We start from the raw sequence: 686 nt of genomic DNA on the forward strand, positions 1-686 counted from the left end.
CGGGCGTGCGCCTCCTCCCCGCTGCGCTCATAGCGGCGCAAGAACAGAGTGCCCAGCGAGTGTTGCACCGTCGCCCATTGCGACGGAGCAGTGTCGCGGCGATATTCCGACAGCGCGTCGCGGTAATGTGCTTCGGCGGCTCGAGCGTGCGCCTCCTCCCCGCTGCGCTCATAGCGATTAAGGAACAAGGTGCCTAGCGCGTGCTGGGTCATCGCCCAATCCGACGGTGCAGCGTCGCGGCGATACTCCAGCAGCGCGTTGCGGTAGTGCGCTTCGGCGGCTTGGGCGTGCGCTTCCTCCCCGCTGCGCTCATAGCGATCAAGGAACAGGTTGCCCAGCGCGTGCTGGGTCATTGCCCAATCCGACGGAGCGGTGTCGTGGCGATATTCCGACAGCGCGTCGCGGTAATGCGCTTCGGCGGCCTGGGCGTGTGCCTCCTCCCCGCTGCGCTCATAGCGGCGGGCGAACAGGTTGCCCAGCGCGTGCTGGGTCATCGCCCAATCCGACGGGGCAGCGTTGCGGCGATATTCCAACAGCGCGTCGCGGTAGTGCGTTTCGGCGGCCCGGGCGTGCGCCTCCTCCCCGCTGCGCTCATAGCGGCGCAAGAATAGATTGCCTAGCGAATGATGCGCCGTCGCCCAGTGCGATGGTGCAACGTCGCGGCGATATTCCAACAGCGCGTCGCG

Annotated in this window: 1 protein-coding gene; it reads right to left on the reverse strand. The window is 67.1% G+C overall.

The window, feature by feature from the left end; translation table 11 throughout:
- Nucleotides 1-686 (reverse strand): hypothetical protein (locus NZ773_16210; GenBank protein ID MCS6803471.1); only part of this gene is annotated, 686 nt, incomplete at both ends.

This window comes from Dehalococcoidia bacterium, from assembly GCA_025054935.1.
In the GTDB taxonomy this organism is placed as follows: Bacteria; Chloroflexota; Dehalococcoidia; order SpSt-223; family SpSt-223; genus JANWZD01.